Annotated in this window: 14 protein-coding genes, 3 rRNA genes and 1 other RNA gene; all 18 read right to left on the bottom strand. The window is 37.0% G+C overall.

The annotated features are described in order from the left end of the window. Window position 1 precedes the first annotated feature (1 nt). Entirely contained in the window at window positions 2-250 is a 249-nt protein-coding gene (locus tag LFT63_RS10055; RefSeq protein ID WP_017638151.1) for a GIY-YIG nuclease family protein, read from the bottom strand. Then, window positions 243-968 (bottom strand): tRNA1(Val) (adenine(37)-N6)-methyltransferase, encoded by a 726-nt coding sequence (locus LFT63_RS10050; protein WP_017638152.1) that lies wholly within the window; start codon window positions 966-968, stop codon window positions 243-245. The genes LFT63_RS10055 and LFT63_RS10050 overlap by 8 nt, the downstream gene beginning before the upstream one ends. A gap of 94 nt (window positions 969-1062) precedes the next feature. After that, a complete protein-coding gene (yabA, locus tag LFT63_RS10045) occupies window positions 1063-1410 on the bottom strand; it encodes a DNA replication initiation control protein YabA (RefSeq protein WP_017638153.1) in 348 nt (115 codons plus the stop codon). Between the two features lie 16 nt (window positions 1411-1426). After that, window positions 1427-2230: a PSP1 domain-containing protein gene (locus LFT63_RS10040; RefSeq protein WP_017638154.1), complete on the bottom strand. Its 804-nt coding sequence runs from the start codon at window positions 2228-2230 to the stop codon at window positions 1427-1429. After that, the gene (locus LFT63_RS10035) at window positions 2231-3157 is read right to left on the bottom strand and encodes a DNA polymerase III subunit (RefSeq protein ID WP_029056244.1); all 927 of its coding nucleotides are present in this window, start codon (window positions 3155-3157) and stop codon (window positions 2231-2233) included. A 178-nt stretch (window positions 3158-3335) separates the two neighbouring features. Then, on the bottom strand, window positions 3336-3665 hold the full coding sequence (locus LFT63_RS10030; RefSeq protein ID WP_002451717.1) for a cyclic-di-AMP receptor: 330 nt from the start codon (window positions 3663-3665) through the stop codon (window positions 3336-3338). Window positions 3666-3699: 34 nt separating this feature from the next. Next, the gene (tmk, locus tag LFT63_RS10025; protein ID WP_029056243.1) at window positions 3700-4311 is read right to left on the bottom strand and encodes a dTMP kinase; all 612 of its coding nucleotides are present in this window, start codon (window positions 4309-4311) and stop codon (window positions 3700-3702) included. A gap of 2 nt (window positions 4312-4313) precedes the next feature. Then, window positions 4314-5651, bottom strand: coding sequence for an aminotransferase class V-fold PLP-dependent enzyme (locus tag LFT63_RS10020; protein WP_029056242.1), 1338 nt, complete (start codon window positions 5649-5651; stop codon window positions 4314-4316). 35 nt (window positions 5652-5686) lie between these two features. After that, window positions 5687-6214: a GNAT family N-acetyltransferase gene (locus tag LFT63_RS10015; protein WP_017638159.1), complete on the bottom strand. Its 528-nt coding sequence runs from the start codon at window positions 6212-6214 to the stop codon at window positions 5687-5689. A gap of 575 nt (window positions 6215-6789) precedes the next feature. After that, window positions 6790-6904: ribosomal RNA gene (gene rrf / locus LFT63_RS10010) — 5S ribosomal RNA — on the bottom strand. Between the two features lie 69 nt (window positions 6905-6973). Next, window positions 6974-9895 (bottom strand): 23S ribosomal RNA (locus LFT63_RS10005). A gap of 381 nt (window positions 9896-10276) precedes the next feature. Continuing rightward, window positions 10277-11829, bottom strand: a 16S ribosomal RNA gene (locus LFT63_RS10000). The 16S, 23S and 5S rRNA genes sit together here, the layout of an rRNA operon. Window positions 11830-12303: 474 nt before the next feature. Continuing rightward, window positions 12304-12900 carry a recombination mediator RecR gene (gene recR, locus LFT63_RS09995; protein WP_017638323.1) on the bottom strand — a complete coding sequence of 199 codons (597 nt, stop codon included), beginning with the start codon at window positions 12898-12900 and terminating at the stop codon, window positions 12304-12306. A 4-nt stretch (window positions 12901-12904) separates the two neighbouring features. Then, window positions 12905-13222: a YbaB/EbfC family nucleoid-associated protein gene (locus tag LFT63_RS09990; RefSeq protein ID WP_017638322.1), complete on the bottom strand. Its 318-nt coding sequence runs from the start codon at window positions 13220-13222 to the stop codon at window positions 12905-12907. A gap of 90 nt (window positions 13223-13312) precedes the next feature. Next, the gene (dnaX, locus tag LFT63_RS09985) at window positions 13313-15013 is read right to left on the bottom strand and encodes a DNA polymerase III subunit gamma/tau (protein ID WP_017638321.1); all 1701 of its coding nucleotides are present in this window, start codon (window positions 15011-15013) and stop codon (window positions 13313-13315) included. A gap of 70 nt (window positions 15014-15083) precedes the next feature. Next, window positions 15084-15614: a GNAT family N-acetyltransferase gene (locus LFT63_RS09980; RefSeq protein ID WP_029056559.1), complete on the bottom strand. Its 531-nt coding sequence runs from the start codon at window positions 15612-15614 to the stop codon at window positions 15084-15086. 159 nt (window positions 15615-15773) lie between these two features. Further along, an RNA gene (gene ffs, locus LFT63_RS09975) (signal recognition particle sRNA large type) lies at window positions 15774-16043 on the bottom strand. Between the two features lie 90 nt (window positions 16044-16133). Beyond that, window positions 16134-16868 (bottom strand): trehalose operon repressor, encoded by a 735-nt coding sequence (gene treR, locus LFT63_RS09970; protein WP_017638319.1) that lies wholly within the window; start codon window positions 16866-16868, stop codon window positions 16134-16136.

Below are 16868 nucleotides of genomic sequence, written 5' to 3'. Positions count from 1 at the left end.
ATTATCCCTCTTTAATCATTCTTAATTTCTTTTGTCTAGTGAAGGTCTTAATTTCATATTCACGTTTTAATGCTTCTGATTTGGTCGAATATGTTTCTTGATAAACTAACTCTACCGGACGTCTTATTTTTGTATATTTGGCACCTTTACCTTCATTATGTTTCGCTACACGTGCTTTTATATCTTTAGCATACCCTGTATATAGACTTCCATCTTTACATTTTACAATATAAACAAAATGTTTATCCATAATATATACCCTTCATTTCTTCTGAATACATCCCATCCTTTTGATAAATATAAAATGGGGGTGTAATATCCAAACCTTGATTTCCTGATTTTCTTCCTTCAACTAAAATGGTTTGAGCGTCTCTATCCAATTTACTATAAACTAATGTTAGACGTTTAGGTTCAATATTTGCGCGTCGCATTTCAGTTAGAACATCCATCATTCTTTCAGCTCTATGAACCATATATAATCTGCCACCTTGTTTCAATAAATGTCTAGCTGCCATTAAGCAATCTTCTAATTTACATAAGATTTCATGTCTAGCAATTTTATGAGCTTCCTTTTGATGTTGATGTAATTGATTTTCTTTAAAATATGGTGGATTACATGTAACAACAGAATATTGAGATGGTTTAAAATGTTGGAATACACTTTTGACATCCATTTGATGCATATAAAGTCGATCGTCTAGTTGATTATATTTAAAACTTCGTTGAGCCATATCTACAAGTTGTGGTTGAATTTCAATGCCTTCAATAGGTTGATTACCTTTATATGATAGAAGTAATGGTATTACGCCATTTCCTGAACATATATCTATGACTTTATCTTTTTTCCTAATTTCTGCAAAATCGCCTAGTAACAATGCATCAGTTGAAAAGGAAAATACATCATCATTTTGAATTATTTTTAAGTTTTCTTTGATTAGTGAATCTAACCTCTCATTATCCTTTAGCATTTATCTTTCTCCTAAAAAAGGGACGCTGTTATATCGTAGTAATTCATTGTCTACTCATAACACATCCCTATCGTCTTTCTAATATCAAAAATGTTTAATCACTTAATACATTTAAACATAATAAGCAATCTTCACCATGTCTATGTTTACCAAATAACTCACCTTTGCAAATATGAAATCCTTCTTTATATAACATTGCTAAGTTATCTTTACTAGGTAGTGGTTTTTTTACATTTTTAGTTTGGTGTGAGTTAACAGTTTCTGAATTTGAACTTTCACTCTTATCCATTAATTGTTTTAAATTATCATTTTCTACTTGAAGCGCTACATTTTCTTCAACAAGTGCTACTGCTAAATCTTTTAAATCAGACATATCCTCATTAAGTTGATTCATATTTGTTTCTAAGCGCATCAATTTTTCAAACAACTCATTCCGATTCAAAGGTGGTTAAACCTCCTTAATTAAATGCTTCAATTTCTTCCATTTTATATTCTAACGGTTGCTCCATGCCTTCTACTTTAACTTGCATGGATATATCTAAAATATTCAATCCAACAACTTGGCCATTACCATCTGGCGTTTCAATTGAATCACCTACATCTGGTAATTGGGCACGTGCTTCTTCATAATAGTCATTCTCATATTTTAAACAGCACATTAAACGTCCACATGCACCAGATATTTTGGCGGGATTTAACGATAAGTTTTGATCTTTAGCCATTTTTATGGATACTGGTTCAAAATCTCCTAAAAATGTAGAACAACAAAGAGAACGACCACACGGACCTATGCCACCTAATAATTTAGCTTCGTCGCGTACTCCAATTTGTCTTAATTCGATTCTCGTTTTTAAATTTTGTGCTAATACTTTAACTAACTTTCTAAAATCAATACGATCATCTGCAGTGAAATTGAATATAACTTTTGATTTATCTAACGTGTATTCACAGTTTACTAATCTCATATCCAATCCCTGTTGACTTACTACATCTTTACATAATGCTAATGCCTCTTCGGCATCATCTGCATTACTATAGTATGTGTCTATATCTTGTTGTGAAGCTACTCTCATAACTTCTTTCAATGGAAGAGTTACATCACCTTCATCAACTGATCGTGTCGGCATTTTAACCAATCCGATTTCTATACCACGTTTAGATTCTACTACTACCCAATCATCTTTTTTAATCTGTAAATCCTTAGGCGCATAATATTCTAATTTCCCAGCCTTTTGAAACTGTACTCCTATTACATCTGGCATCTATCTCACACCTTTAATCACTATTTGTTCAAATACAAGTGTTGGGTTTACATTTTGATTTAACTTTTTATGTGCTTCTGTTAATTGATCGTACATCAATATAAGTTGGTTATATGTTAAATGTTTTGCATATTTTTCTATCTCAACACTTAGGTCGCTAAATATATATTCACTATTCATTTCTACTTTTGCATGCATAATATCCTCAAAAAATCCATTCACTGAAGCTAACGTTAATAACTGTAATTTACGGTTTTTAGCCTGTTTCAATAAATCAATAATACCAATCAAGGCCATTGAACGATTTGATAATAATAATTCACACCATCTAACGATACTCTTTCTTAAACTCATAAGATCATATTCTTCATTTAAATTGAATGCAGTTTCTGCTTGAGTCGTGAAAGTACTGAACATTTCAGCAACTGGACGTGATATTGACTGCTCAACTAAATAATCAATGAATTGTCCTTTATCAATAGGTTTAAAATAAACATGTTGGCATCTTGAATGTATAGTATCTAAAATCTGTTCCGGCTTTGTAGATAATAATATTGCAATCGTATTTTGAGGTGGTTCCTCCAAGAATTTTAATATACTATTTTCACCTTGAACAGTTAATTTTTCAAAATCTTCAACAATATAAACTTTATACTCACCTTCTATAGGTAGTTGATTCATATGATGAACAAGTTGTTCGATGGCTTCCTTTTTTATAGTACTTTCTTCACTAGAGACATACAAAAAATCAGGATGGTTGAATGTACTAACTTTAACCTTGCACTGTTCATTATCTTTACATAAAATCATCTTAGCAAAGTTCATAGCAACATTTTGCATAGATTGTGCATCATCGCCTTCGAAAAGATAAGCATGCGATAATTTATTCGAATCATATGCATTGGTTAATTGCTGTTGTTCATCCATTTAGATATCTCTCCTATATCTTCTTATATAAAAAGACTGCTAAAAAAGCAGTCTCAAATTGTTAAATACTTTTTGTTGAAACTAATAAATAAAATTAAAACACAACATCATCTGCATATGCTTAATTCGGGGATGATATAAAAAGTAAATAGTCATCCCCCTATTTTATTAGTTCGATTTAAAATTGATGGAATGCTTCAATAGGCATTACAAATACCGTAGCACCGCCAACTTCAACTTCTACTGGATATGGTATGTAAGAATCTGCACTACCACCCATTGGTGTAATTGGTGATACTAGTTGTTCTCTATTACCACATGTATTATTAATCACTGATAATAAGTCGTCTACACGGTCATCATTGACCCCACATAAAAACGTCGTATTTCCAGCTTTTAAAAACCCACCTGTTGTTGCTAATTTAGTTGCTCTAAAATCATTTTTGACAAGTTGGTCTGAAAGTTCTTGGCTGTCTTGGTCTTGGACGATTGCTATAATCATCTTCATTTTTATAACACCTCTTTCAATTATTATATCACAATTATTTTAAATATTTGATGATAGATTTGTATGTAGCTGCAACAACTTCATCAAGAGGTTGATCAGCGTCTATTTGAACAAAACGTTGTGGTTCATTTTCTATTATTTGATGATAGCCCTCAATCACTTTTTCATGAAAATCAATATCTTCTTGATCCAAACGATTTTGACTTCTACTGTTTTTTAAAATTCTTTCACGACCTACTTCGGCAGAAACATCTAAATATATTGTTAAATCTGGATATAATCCATTAATTGCGAATTCATTTAAAGACTTTACCTCTTCAATACCAATACCTCTAGCAAATCCTTGATAAGCTAATGAACTATCGATATATCTATCACACAAAACAATCTGTTTATTTTTTAATGCTGGAATCACTTTTTCTACTAGATGTTCACGTCTTGATGCTGCAAAAAGCATTGCTTCAGTACGAATATCCATGTGGTTGCCTTCTAGCACGACTTTTCTTATCTCTTCACCCGTTGGTACGCCACCTGGTTCACGAGTTGAAATAACATCGTAAGTTTGAGCCAACTTTTTTGCTACTTCTTTTATAACTGTAGTTTTACCTGAACCTTCTGGCCCTTCAAATGTTATAAATGCTGACATTTTTATTCATCCTTAATTAAAATTTGATTATCTTTTATACCTTCAACTTTCATATTTGATTGTTGATATTGATTCATCAATTTTATCATATTTCCAGTAATTTTTTCTCCTTTAAACAAAATCGGAACCCCTGGTGGATATGGAATTATGTGACGTGCTAAACGGTATTCTAATGAATCATTAATATCTATCCATTTAACATCATTATAAAATGTAGGGACAAACTCTCCACATTCAGTCATAAGTTCAGGATAAAATTGGCTCACTTGCTTAATATCGGGTAATAACATACTGTTTATTTTTTCTAATAATATATTAAATGGATATTCGTCTCCTTGATGCCATAGTGGTAATACAAATAAAACTTGGTAATCATCGGCTAATTCTACGTAAATATGTTCCTTTTCAAACCAGTTTTGTATGTCATATCCAGAATAACCAGGATATGTAATCAACATTTTCAATGGATCATCAACATCATTTACAATGAATCCTTTATTCTCTAGAGAGCTCAGTAATAATTTCCTCTTTTCAAAAAAGATATCACTTTGATATTCTTCATAAAATGTATGTGCCATTTCTAAACTTGCCATAACAAGATATGAAGGACTAGATGTTTGAAAATATGATAAATATTGTTTGATTTCTTCTTTATGTGGCGCATCTTTATGTATATAAAGTATTGATCCCATCGTTAGTGCTGGTAATGTTTTATGATATGACTGGACTACATAATCCGCTCCATAATTTAAAGAAGAAGTTGGAAAACCTTTCAAATCGAAATGAGCGCCATGTGCTTCATCAATTAATACTGGAATATGTTTTGAATGTAGAAGCTCAATGTCAGATTGGATATCATAAGTTTCACCATAGTAATTAGGATATGTCATAATAGCTAATTTCTGATTATTTAAGTCTAAATCTTGTACCTGTGGAGACAAGTAATGATGTGATGTCGAACTTACTTTCATTTTTGTAAATTTAGCTTTTTGATGGGCTAACTCTAATCCATGAAATACAGATTTATGTACGTTTCTAGGTATTAAATATTCACCATTTTGATACGCTAATGCTTGTATTACAGACAAAATACCTGACGTTGTACCATTAACTAATAGATAAGCATTATAATCTTGATGTTTATTGAATTCCGCCATGCTATCTAAAATAATTTCTTCTGGATGATGTAAATCATCTAATCCACTTATTTCAGTCATATCCATTTTAAAATCTAAGTTTTTTAATAGACCAATTGTCATATTTTTATGTCCAGGAACATGCATTGAAATACTTTGGTGTGATATTAAATTTTTTAATTGATTGGAAATAGGTTGATTCAAATCATCACTCTTTTCACTATAATTAATTTATTCGATTATCTTATATGAGATAAATCATCATCTTGTTGGTTGACCCAATTTCTTTTTAACAATCCCATGACATAACAATCTCTATATTCGCCCCTTGTATAAAAGTGCTCTTTTAATTCACCTTCAATTTCAAAGTTGTTACTTTTATATATGTGCACTGCTTTTTCATTTTTAACATCTACATAGAGATATACCTTGTGCATATTAAGTACTAAAAATGCATAATCTATTGCCATCTTAAACGCTTTTTTAGCGTATCCTCTATTCGCAAATTGAGGATCTACTATAATTAACACCTCGCATGTTCTATGTATAAAATTAATTTCCAATAACTCAACAACACCGATAGATTGTTGGTTTTCTTCAATTACAAAACGTCTTTCAGATTCATCTAAAATATGCTTTTGGTAAAGTGATTCTAGTTCACTTAATGATTGATAGGGTTCCTCAAACCAATAAGACATAATTGAATACTCGTTATTCAAGTTATGTAAATACTGTAAATCTGTTTTTTCTAAAGCTCGTATAATCATCTCTATAGCACTCCTTTAGTACGATATTATTGAATTTTATGTTAAATGTAAATCATTTCATAATAAAAAAGGAAGTTAAGCAACGTTTTATTGCTCGACTTCCATTGGCATTATACTCTATTAAGTTTATGATTCACTAGTTGATGATTTAAAGTACTTTTCTTTTTAGGCATAAAAAAAGAGACCTTATGGTCTCAATGCGGCTCATCGCATCCTATCATTTGCCTGGCATATATAGTTGTACTTAATAGCTAAAGCTATTAAGTAAGTAAAACAATGCGATTATAAATCGCTGTTTTGCTTTAGAACGTTAGTCTGCTACCATCGGCGCTAAGGAGCTTTCTCAACTCGAGATAAACGCTCGCATTCTTCTTCTTTTTCGTCTCTCTCTTACTCACTTAGCTCGACTAAGCTCGTAGCGTTCTTTACCCCAACTTGCATTGCTTGTTGAATTTTCTACCAAAATCCTCTATGTTAGGGCCCCGCTCTTCATTGATGATTTAAAGCACTTCACTTTTTATGTATAAAAAAAGAGACCTTACGGTCTCAATGCGGCTCATCGCATCCTATCATTTGCCTGGCAACGTCCTACTCTAGCGGAACGTTAATCCGACTACCATCGGCGCTAAGGAGCTTAACTTCTGTGTTCGGCATGGGAACAGGTGTGACCTCCTTGCCATTGTCACCAGACAAATGGAATGTATTATACATTCAAAACTAGATAGTAAGTAAAGTGATTTTGCGTCGCAAAACATAAAATTGATTAAGTCTTCGATCGATTAGTATTCGTCAGCTCCACGTGTCACCACGCTTCCACCTCGAACCTATTAACCTCATCATCTTTGAGGGATCTTATAACCGAAGTTGGGAAATCTCATCTTGAGGGGGGCTTCATGCTTAGATGCTTTCAGCACTTATCCCGTCCATACATAGCTACCCAGCTATGCCGTTGGCACGACAACTGGTACACCAGAGGTATGTCCATCCCGGTCCTCTCGTACTAAGGACAGCTCCTCTCAAATTTCCTACGCCCACGACGGATAGGGACCGAACTGTCTCACGACGTTCTGAACCCAGCTCGCGTACCGCTTTAATGGGCGAACAGCCCAACCCTTGGGACCGACTACAGCCCCAGGATGCGATGAGCCGACATCGAGGTGCCAAACCTCCCCGTCGATGTGAACTCTTGGGGGAGATAAGCCTGTTATCCCCGGGGTAGCTTTTATCCGTTGAGCGATGGCCCTTCCATGCGGAACCACCGGATCACTAAGTCCGTCTTTCGACCCTGCTCGACTTGTAAGTCTCGCAGTCAAGCTCCCTTATGCCTTTACACTCTATGAATGATTTCCAACCATTCTGAGGGAACCTTTGAGCGCCTCCGTTACCTTTTAGGAGGCGACCGCCCCAGTCAAACTGCCCACCTGACACTGTCTCCCACCACGATAAGTGGTGCGGGTTAGAAAGCCAACACAGCTAGGGTAGTATCCCACCAATGCCTCCACGTAAGCTAGCGCTCACGTTTCAAAGGCTCCTACCTATCCTGTACAAGCTGTGCCGAATTTCAATATCAGGCTACAGTAAAGCTCCACGGGGTCTTTCCGTCCTGTCGCGGGTAACCTGCATCTTCACAGGTACTATGATTTCACCGAGTCTCTCGTTGAGACAGTGCCCAAATCGTTACGCCTTTCGTGCGGGTCGGAACTTACCCGACAAGGAATTTCGCTACCTTAGGACCGTTATAGTTACGGCCGCCGTTTACTGGGGCTTCGATTCGTAGCTTCGCAGAAGCTAACTACTCCTCTTAACCTTCCAGCACCGGGCAGGCGTCAGCCCCTATACATCACCTTACGGTTTAGCAGAGACCTGTGTTTTTGATAAACAGTCGCTTGGGCCTATTCACTGCGGCTCTTCTGGGCGTTAACCCTAAAGAGCACCCCTTCTCCCGAAGTTACGGGGTCATTTTGCCGAGTTCCTTAACGAGAGTTCGCTCGCTCACCTTAGAATTCTCATCTTGACTACCTGTGTCGGTTTGCGGTACGGGCACCTGTTATCTATCTAGAGGCTTTTCTTGGCAGTGTGAAATCAACGACTCGAGGAAACAATTTCCTCTCCCCATCACAGCTTGACCTTATGAGTGCCGGATTTGCCTAACACTCAGTCTTACTGCTTGGACGTGCAATCCAATAGCACGCTTCGCCTATCCTACTGCGTCCCCCCATCGATTAAAACGATACTAGGTGGTACAGGAATATCAACCTGTTATCCATCGCCTACGCCTGTCGGCCTCAGCTTAGGACCCGACTAACCCAGAGCGGACGAGCCTTCCTCTGGAAACCTTAGTCAATCGGTGGACGGGATTCTCACCCGTCTTTCGCTACTCACACCGGCATTCTCACTTCTAAGCGCTCCACATGTCCTTGCGATCATGCTTCAACGCCCTTAGAACGCTCTCCTACCATTGTCCTACGGACAATCCACAGCTTCGGTAATATGTTTAGCCCCGGTACATTTTCGGCGCAGTGTCACTCGACTAGTGAGCTATTACGCACTCTTTAAATGATGGCTGCTTCTAAGCCAACATCCTAGTTGTCTGGGCAACGCCACATCCTTTTCCACTTAACATATATTTTGGGACCTTAGCTGGTGGTCTGGGCTGTTTCCCTTTCGAACACGGACCTTATCACCCATGTTCTGACTCCCAAGTTAAATTGATTGGCATTCGGAGTTTGTCTGAATTCGGTAACCCGAGAAGGGCCCCTCGTCCAAACAGTGCTCTACCTCCAATAATCATCACTTGAGGCTAGCCCTAAAGCTATTTCGGAGAGAACCAGCTATCTCCAGGTTCGATTGGAATTTCTCCGCTACCCTCAGTTCATCCGCTCACTTTTCAACGTAAGTCGGTTCGGTCCTCCATTCAGTGTTACCTGAACTTCAACCTGACCAAGGGTAGATCACCTGGTTTCGGGTCTACGACCAAATACTCAACGCCCTATTCAGACTCGCTTTCGCTACGGCTCCACATTCACTGCTTAACCTTGCATCAAATCGTAACTCGCCGGTTCATTCTACAAAAGGCACGCCATCACCCATTAACGGGCTCTGACTACTTGTAAGCACACGGTTTCAAGTTCTCTTTCACTCCCCTTCCGGGGTACTTTTCACCTTTCCCTCACGGTACTGGTTCACTATCGGTCACTAGAGAGTATTTAGCCTTAGGAGATGGTCCTCCCAGATTCCGACGGAATTTCACGTGCTCCGTCGTACTCAGGATCCACTCAAGAGAGTATATATTTTCGACTACAGGATTATTACCTTCTTTGATTCAACTTTCCAGATGATTCGTCTAATATATACTTTTGTAACTCCGTATAGAGTGTCCTACAACCCCAACAAGCAAGCTTGTTGGTTTGGGCTCTTCCCGTTTCGCTCGCCGCTACTCAGGGAATCGATTTTTCTTTCTCTTCCTCCGGGTACTAAGATGTTTCAGTTCTCCGGGTCTGCCTTCTGATATGCTATGTATTCACATATCGATAACATGACATAACTCATGTTGGGTTTCCCCATTCGGAAATCTCTGGATCAACGCTTACTTACAGCTCCCCAAAGCATATCGTCGTTAGTAACGTCCTTCTTCGGCTTCTAGTGCCAAGGCATCCACCGTGCGCCCTTAATAACTTAATCTATGTTTCCATCCTACAGGAAACGCGTTATTAATCTTGTGAGTGTTCTTTCGAACACTAGCGATTATTTCTTATGAATTCAAGCTTTAAAACTCTAATTCACTCGGTTTTGCTTGGTAAAATCTATATTTTACTTACTTATCTAGTTTTCAATGTACAATATCCTATTTTCAGTCAAGCGTTTGCATTCGGCTTTGTTTTCATCATTTTAAATACTCATTTACAAAAGTAAACTCCGTTTTAAAATGACTCAACGCATTGTCTGCGAATCGCTTTCTTTGAAAAAGGCTGATTTGAATGTTGTATAAACATTCAAAACTGAATACAATATGTCAATGTTATTCCTTCATCTTCTACGAAGATGTTCCGAATATATCCTTAGAAAGGAGGTGATCCAGCCGCACCTTCCGATACGGCTACCTTGTTACGACTTCACCCCAATCATTTGTCCCACCTTCGACGGCTAGCTCCATAAATGGTTACTCCACCGGCTTCGGGTGTTACAAACTCTCGTGGTGTGACGGGCGGTGTGTACAAGACCCGGGAACGTATTCACCGTAGCATGCTGATCTACGATTACTAGCGATTCCAGCTTCATGTAGTCGAGTTGCAGACTACAATCCGAACTGAGAACAACTTTATGGGATTTGCTTGACCTCGCGGTTTAGCTGCCCTTTGTATTGTCCATTGTAGCACGTGTGTAGCCCAAATCATAAGGGGCATGATGATTTGACGTCATCCCCACCTTCCTCCGGTTTGTCACCGGCAGTCAACTTAGAGTGCCCAACTTAATGATGGCAACTAAGCTTAAGGGTTGCGCTCGTTGCGGGACTTAACCCAACATCTCACGACACGAGCTGACGACAACCATGCACCACCTGTCACTTTGTCCCCCGAAGGGGAAAACTCTATCTCTAGAGCGGTCAAAGGATGTCAAGATTTGGTAAGGTTCTTCGCGTTGCTTCGAATTAAACCACATGCTCCACCGCTTGTGCGGGTCCCCGTCAATTCCTTTGAGTTTCAACCTTGCGGTCGTACTCCCCAGGCGGAGTGCTTAATGCGTTAGCTGCAGCACTAAGGGGCGGAAACCCCCTAACACTTAGCACTCATCGTTTACGGCGTGGACTACCAGGGTATCTAATCCTGTTTGATCCCCACGCTTTCGCACATCAGCGTCAGTTACAGACCAGAAAGTCGCCTTCGCCACTGGTGTTCCTCCATATCTCTGCGCATTTCACCGCTACACATGGAATTCCACTTTCCTCTTCTGCACTCAAGTTTTCCAGTTTCCAATGACCCTCCACGGTTGAGCCGTGGGCTTTCACATCAGACTTAAAAAACCGCCTACGCGCGCTTTACGCCCAATAATTCCGGATAACGCTTGCCACCTACGTATTACCGCGGCTGCTGGCACGTAGTTAGCCGTGGCTTTCTGATCAGGTACCGTCAAGACGTGCACAGTTACTTACACGTTTGTTCTTCCCTGATAACAGAGTTTTACGATCCGAAGACCTTCATCACTCACGCGGCGTTGCTCCGTCAGGCTTTCGCCCATTGCGGAAGATTCCCTACTGCTGCCTCCCGTAGGAGTCTGGACCGTGTCTCAGTTCCAGTGTGGCCGATCACCCTCTCAGGTCGGCTACGTATCGTTGCCTTGGTAAGCCGTTACCTTACCAACTAGCTAATACGGCGCGGATCCATCTATAAGTGACAGCAAGGCCGTCTTTCACTATTGAACCATGCGGTTCAAAATCTTATCCGGTATTAGCTCCGGTTTCCCGAAGTTATCCCAGTCTTATAGGTAGGTTATCCACGTGTTACTCACCCGTCCGCCGCTAACGTCAAAGGAGCAAGCTCCTTATCTGTTCGCTCGACTTGCATGTATTAGGCACGCCGCCAGCGTTCATCCTGAGCCAGGATCAAACTCTCCATAAAAAATTATGATGTTTGATTAGCTCATAAAAACTAAATTAATTGTTGTAACTTTCGTTACATTATTGGAATTAACGTTGACATATTGTCATTCAGTTTTCAATGTTCATTTCTTTACCGACAAGAATTAATTATACGCTTTATTAACTTTAAAGTCAACAACTTTTTATAATTAATTTTTGAAGTGTTTTGTGTGTGTTTCGCTTTGTTCCGCTCAACAAATATATACTATACAGGCTCACAAAGCTTTTAACAACAGTAAAATTTACACTTTCTTAACAAACGAGAACTCCTATTTAATCATATGCCGAACGATATAGACTATCCATTATATAAAGTTCATTTTTTGATTATACATTCCATAGAACTACTTACTTATCCCTAAGATAAATCTTTAATTTACAAACTTTATCTTTTTTTAAAATTTTTATTAAGAAATACAAAAAAACGCTGATACTATACATATCAGCGTTTAAACTACATTTCAGTTCTACCGGCAATTGCTTTGGATAAGGTCACTTCATCAGCATACTCTAAATCTCCGCCAACTGATAAACCTTGGGCTAAACGCGTTACTTTTATTCCAATAGGTTTTACAAGTCTTGAAATATACATCGCCGTTGACTCACCCTCTAAGTTAGGATTCATCGCTAAAATTAATTCTTTAACTTCATCACTTTTTAGTCGATCGACTAATGCAGGTATATTGATATCTTCCGGACCTATACCATCCATTGGAGAAATAGATCCATGTAACACATGGTATAATCCTTTAAATTCTCGCATCTTTTCCATTGCGATAACGTCTTTATCATCTTCAACAACACAGATTACTGAACGATCTCGTTGTTTGTCTTCACAAATGTAACAAGGATCTTTCTCTGTAATATGTCCGCAAACACTACAATAAGTAAGTTCACGTTTAACATCCACAAGTGCTTTCGCAAATTGAACAACATCGTCTTCTTTCATATCTAATGTATGAAAAGCCAGACGTTGAGCTGTTTTAGGGCCAATGCCTGGCAATTTCATAAAACTATCTATAAGTTTGGATATTGGTTCTGGATAATGCATGTTATCACATTCCAGGGATGTTTAAGCCTTGAGTATGTTTACCTAGACGTTCTTGTGTTAATTTATCAGCTTTATTCATTGCTTCATTTGTAGCAGCTAATACTAGGTCTTGTAACATTTCAACATCATCTGGATCTACAGCATCTTCTTTGATTTGTACGTCAACAACTTCTTTGTGGCCAGTAACTGTTACAGTAACCATACCTCCACCTGCTGTACCTTCTACACGTTCTTCTTTTAATTTCTCTTGTTCTTGTTCCATTTTCTTTTGCATTTTTTGCATTTGTTTCATCATTTGTTGCATATTTCCGCCACCGCGCATAATTCCGTTTCCTCCTTATAATCCTTCATATTCTTTAAATTATTACTTTGTTTATATTATACATACGAATATTAGCCTTGTCATGTGTGGCTATTCATCTATCATATGAACTGTTTCTTCGCCAAATAAATCTTTTGCTTTTTGTGCTATATCCTCTTGTTCTGGTTCTTTTTCATTTTCTTCCGCTTCATGATGTTGATCTTGTTTACGATTTTGGAGATACTCAGCTCTAACACGTAACCATTGGTCTGAAGGCACGCCTACCACTTTGACTGTTTTATTGACGATATTACAAACAACACTTTCTATATTATTACGTTTTTCATCGTCTTTATTAACAATTTCGCAATGAATTTCTTCTTCAAACTTAACTAGTACATGATCTTCACTAGCAGCAACAGGTTCTGAATTTTGAAGTAAGCTCACTAAAGATTTTTTGTCATTATTTTTGGCATGATCAATTACTTCTTGCCAATGATTTTTAAGTAACTTAATGTCATCCTTATTCGCTTTATCTAAAACTTTTGCAATTTGTTGCATTGAAAATGCGTTTTTAGAGCGTTGTTGACTACGCACAGGTTTTTTAGGTTGTTGCGTTTGTCCTGATGTAGCCACTCCTTGAGATTTCAAGGTTTTAAGTTCTTGTTCTAATTGTTCCATACGTTGTAATAAAACATCATTATTAGGCTCTGTGGCAACTTGTGTAGTCGCAACATTTTGTACTGTTTCTGGTTTAGCTTTAATCATTTCCGCTAATTTTACTAACAGTACTTCAAAGTGAACACTTTGATTTACACTAAAACGTATAGAAACTAATGTGTCATTAATGATATCAATCATACGATATAAGGTATCTAAGTCAAAATGAATAAGTGCATCATATTCAACGTCTTGGTTAGACGTTTTGTTCATAATAGTATCTCTAACAAAATAAATCATATCATTAATCAAACGATTAACTTCTTTACCTTCTGTAACAAATTGGTGATATCTATTAAATGATTCTTTAACATCACCTTCAACTATATCTTTAAATAATTCATTAAGTGACGCTTCGTCAACGCTGCCTGTAACATTTAACGCATCTTGTAAAGTTAAGTGTTCATCTCCGAACGCAATAGCTTGGTCCATAATACTTAACGCATCTCGCATACCACCTTCAGATGCCTTGGCAATAAACTCTAAGGCCTCATCATCGTATGGTAATGATTGTGAATCAGCTACATATTTCAAACGATCAACAATTTGATTTAAACTGATTGCTTTAAAATCAAATCTTTGTGCTCTTGAAATAATCGTTGGTGGAATTTTATGAGGTTCAGTTGTCGCTAAAATAAAAATCGCGTGTGCAGGTGGTTCTTCTAATGTTTTTAACAATGCATTAAAAGCCCCAGTAGTCAGCATGTGAACTTCATCTATAATATAAATTTTATATTTTGATTCGCTTGGAGCATATTTAACTTTATCTCTAATGTTTCTAATTTCGTCTACACCATTGTTACTTGCGGCATCAATTTCAATAACATCAGAGTTAGTACCTTGCGTAATGCCTTTACAAATTGCACACTCATTACATGGTTCTCCATCCGAACTATTTGTACAATTGATAGCTTTCGCAAATACTTTGGCAATACTCGTTTTCCCAGTTCCTCTTGGGCCACTAAATATGTAAGCATGAGATTGCTTTCCTTTAGAAATCGCATTTCGCAAAGTTTTAGTTACATGTTCTTGACCAACAACATCATCAAAACTTTGAGGGCGATACATACGATATAACGCTTGATAATTCAACTTAGCACCTCCATTAGCAATTACATTCTATTATATCACGCACGTAAACTTGTTCATCAATAAAATTGTGTTAACGCATAATACTTGGATATTGTACTTTCCCAATTGGTGGATCTATTAAGTTATCCCATAGAAATTTCACTAATAAAGGTTGTGACTCATCTCCATATTCTGAATATAAGCCGAATTCACTAGCTAATTGATAACCTAACTTTTTAAAATAGTCTTGTTCTCGGTCAACAACAATCGTTGTATAATCTTGGGATTTAGCTCGTTCTTCAACAGCTTGCATAAGAGCTTTACCTAATCCTTGATTTCTTAATTCTTTTTTTACTGATAAAGACGCGATGGTTAAAGCTGTATATTTCTTTTCTTCCGATGTAACACTTACTTCTATTAGTAATGCATGTCCAATAACCTTATTTTGCTCATTTTTCGCAATGACTTCTAATTCATAATTATAGTCATCTGATTTTCTTAATTTTTTAACGAGTGCTTTTTCTTGCCAACTCGTTTCAGGTTGATCATCATAGTTTTCTTCAATACTATTCAACGATTCTTCATAATCCACTTCGGTTAAGGTACTCAAGTATATTTGCATTGTTTCACCACCATGTTTGTCATTAGCTATTGCACTTATATATCGCTTTAACTTTATCAAATTATGTCATATTTATCTATTTATAAAAAAGAGAGCGACTCATCGAAAATAAGTCGCTCAAATCTATATTTTGTATAATTAGTTTTTTAAAATTAAAAACCGTGCACCTTTGTATCGAACGTATATCACAAACGTTACCGAAGTCGTTAGCTAAATCTCGGCTACCCTACGGCACATATGATTATCCACTTAATGCTGCTTCCGTCAGGACCTGACATGATTCGTGGGTTCATATTGCATAGGACCGAAATCTTCAAACACTACGTGCTTCGGGCAGACTTCACAAAAATACGCCCTCAACAAAGGAATTAAGTCTCGCATAAAGCGGATTTCGAGTACAGGGAACCGCTACCTCCCCACCTAGCACGGTAAGATTTATAATACTATAATTCCTCTATTGTTTGCAAGTTTAAAATCTTATTCTGAAAAATATCTATTAGAACTATTATATTAAAGAAACTACTGGATAAGATTTTCACGACGTCGAGAAAACTCTTTAAATTTAAAATCTGTCGCAATGTGTTTAGATATATTGTATTGAAACTGAGTTGTATCTTTTAAGTAGACTGTACTTCTTACAGTAGCGGTATAAGGCGGATTAATATCGCCAAATACCTCATCATCTATCTTTGAAAATGGTTCAAAAGTAATTGATTTACTCGAATAACTAATCTCTAGTTGTAAATCATTTTCTAAATAATCATATATGGATTGTCTTGCTACTTCATCACTAATGTTTCCAACAATAGATTTTACGAAGAAATCTTCATCTAAAATTTTTACTTTTCCTTCTATAGAACGTGTACGAATAACATGAATTAATTTATCATCTTTTTCCAAGCCTAATTCAAATTGTACTTTTTCTGCATCAGCGGCATTTATTTCTTCATTAATCACAAGTTCAGTATGATGTTTTAAACCCAATTGATGTTGTATCTCTTTAAAACTAATTAATTCTGAAAAAGGAAATTCAGTTATCCCTTGGTATATTACAACAGAACCTTTACCTCTAATTTTTTGAATCATACCATCATTAGCTAATAAGTCCAGCGCTTTACGAACAGTTTCTCTCGAAGTTCCATATGTTGTAACTAATTCATTTTCAGAAGGTAGCTGCTCACTATATCCATATACTTCTGTTAAGATTTGATTTTTCAATTGTTCATAAATTGTGATGAATTTCTTTTGTACCAT

The organism is Staphylococcus sp. FSL H8-0121, from assembly GCF_038008425.1.
GTDB classification, from domain to species: domain Bacteria; phylum Bacillota; class Bacilli; order Staphylococcales; family Staphylococcaceae; genus Staphylococcus; species Staphylococcus pasteuri.
This window is presented reverse-complemented; position numbering and strand designations above follow the sequence as displayed.